The following is a 2,034-nucleotide window of genomic DNA, read 5'->3' on the forward strand; positions in this document are numbered from 1 at the left end:
GACCACGGGCCAGCCCCCGCGCCGGGCGGCCCGGTGACCGTCCGGCCGGTGCCCACCGTCGTCGCCGCGGCCGCCTGCCTGCTGTCCACCAGCGCGCTGTCCCGGCTGTTCGACGGGACGCTGTGGTGGATGCGGCCGGTCGTGATCGCCGTCGCCGTCGCGGTGGCGACCGCGACGCTCGGCCGGTTGCTGCGGCTACCGGTCGCGGCCGCCGTCCTGCTCAGCCTCGCCGGGCTCGTCGGCACCGTGACCGTCCTGTGCGCCCGGGGAACGGCCCTGCTCGGGGTGGTGCCGACCGCCGGGACGGTGCGGACCCTGCGCGCGCTCATCGCCGGCGGCAGTTCGGACATCTCCCGGCTGGCGGCGCCGGTGCCGCACCGGCCCGGGCTGGTGGTCCTGACCGTCATCGGCATCTACCTCGTCGTCATGGTCGTCGACCTGATCGTGGTGACGTTGGACCGCCCCGCCCTCGGCGGGCTACCGCTGCTGGCCCTGTACGCGGTGTCGGCGGCGATCCTGCCCGGCGGGGTCGGCACCGTCCCGTTCCTGCTCGGAGCGGCGAGCTTCGTCGCGCTTTTGCTGCTGGACGGGCGGTTGGCCTTCGGCCGGTGGGGCCGGACGGTGTCCGATGCCGGGCGCGGCAACGGCGAGCGCGAGGCGTTCGGCGGCCGGCTCACCGTGAACGCGCTCGGGGTGGCGCTCGCCGCGCTGCTCGTCGCCGTCGCGGTGCCGCTCGGCCTGCCGTCACTGGACGGTGAGGGCCTGGTTTCGCGCAAGGGCGGTTACGGCGCCGGCGACGGGCCGAGCTCGGCCAGCGTCGTGCAGCCGATCGTCTCGGTGAGTCAGCAGTTGCACGCCAGCAAGCAGGTGCCCCTGCTCAGCGTGCGCTCGCAGACCCCTCGGTACCTGCGGCTGACGGCGTTGGAGAACTTCGACGGGCAGCTTTTCACCCTGCGGGCGCTCAACGCCACCCGGGACAACCGGGTCAGCGAGGGTCTGCCGAAGCCGCGCCTCGGCGGCACCACGGCGCAGGTCAGCGCGGACATCGCCGTCACCACTCGGTTCAACGAGCTCTACCTGCCGGTACCGGGCATCCCCACCAAGATCAAGGGCCTTACCGGCGACTGGCGGCTGGCGGCCCCGACCGGCACGATCTTCTCCACGAGGACCTCCACCGTGGGCGTGCACTACCAGGTCGACGCGACCGCGCCGAACCCGACCCGGGCCGAGCTGGAGGCCGCGACCGGGCCGACCCCCGCCGATCTGGCCGTGGACACCTCGCTGCCGGACAACCTCGACCCCCGCCTGCGTCAGCTCGTCGAATCGATCACCCGCAACGCGCGCACCCCCTACGAGAAGGTGTACGCGATCCAGCAGCACCTGCGCGGGCCGCTGTTCACCTACGACCTGACCGGCGCACCGACCACCCAGGAAGGCGCCCTCGCCGAGTTCCTCTTCGAGTCGCACCGGGGCTACTGCGAGCAGTTCGCCTCCGCGATGACGGTCATGGTGCGGATGCTGCACCTCCCCGCCCGGGTCGCCATCGGTTTCGTACCCGGCGAGCAGCAGGCGGACGGCAGCTACCTGATCACGAACCGGCAGGCGCACGCCTGGCCCGAGGTGTGGTTCCCCTCGATCGGCTGGGTGAGCTTCGAGCCGACCCGCCGCTCCGACGGGGCGACGGCCGCGCCCTCCTACGCACCCGCCGGCCTCGACGATCCCGACGGGGCGGCTGCGCCTGCCGGCCAGGAGAGCGAGTCCGGTGCCCAGCCGCTGCCCGAGCCGGTGCCGGTCCCGGTGCCCAGCGCCGGGGCGAGCCCCGACGACCCGACCGCGACGCACCCCCCGACCGCGGGCGAGGACACCGACAGCTCCCCCGGCATCCCCACCTGGACAATCTGGCTGTGCGCGACCGTTGTGCCCGTGACGGCCCTGCTGGTCACCCCGGCGATCATCCGGTTCCGGCGACGCCGGGCCCGACTGCGACCCGGCCGACCCGGCGGCGGCGCCGGCGCCGACCCGCCCGGCCGGACC

1 protein-coding gene is annotated in these 2,034 nt (G+C 74.4%); it reads left to right on the top strand.

The window, feature by feature from the left end; genetic code table 11:
- Positions 1 to 48: 48 nt before the first annotated feature.
- Positions 49 to 2,034, top strand: a 1,986-nt coding sequence (locus tag ND748_RS30715; RefSeq protein ID WP_251749792.1) for a transglutaminase domain-containing protein, incomplete at its 3' end; no start/stop codon positions are given.

Origin of the sequence: Frankia sp. AiPs1, assembly GCF_023716945.1 — a bacterium.
Classification (GTDB): Bacteria; Actinomycetota; Actinomycetes; order Frankiales; family Frankiaceae; genus Frankia.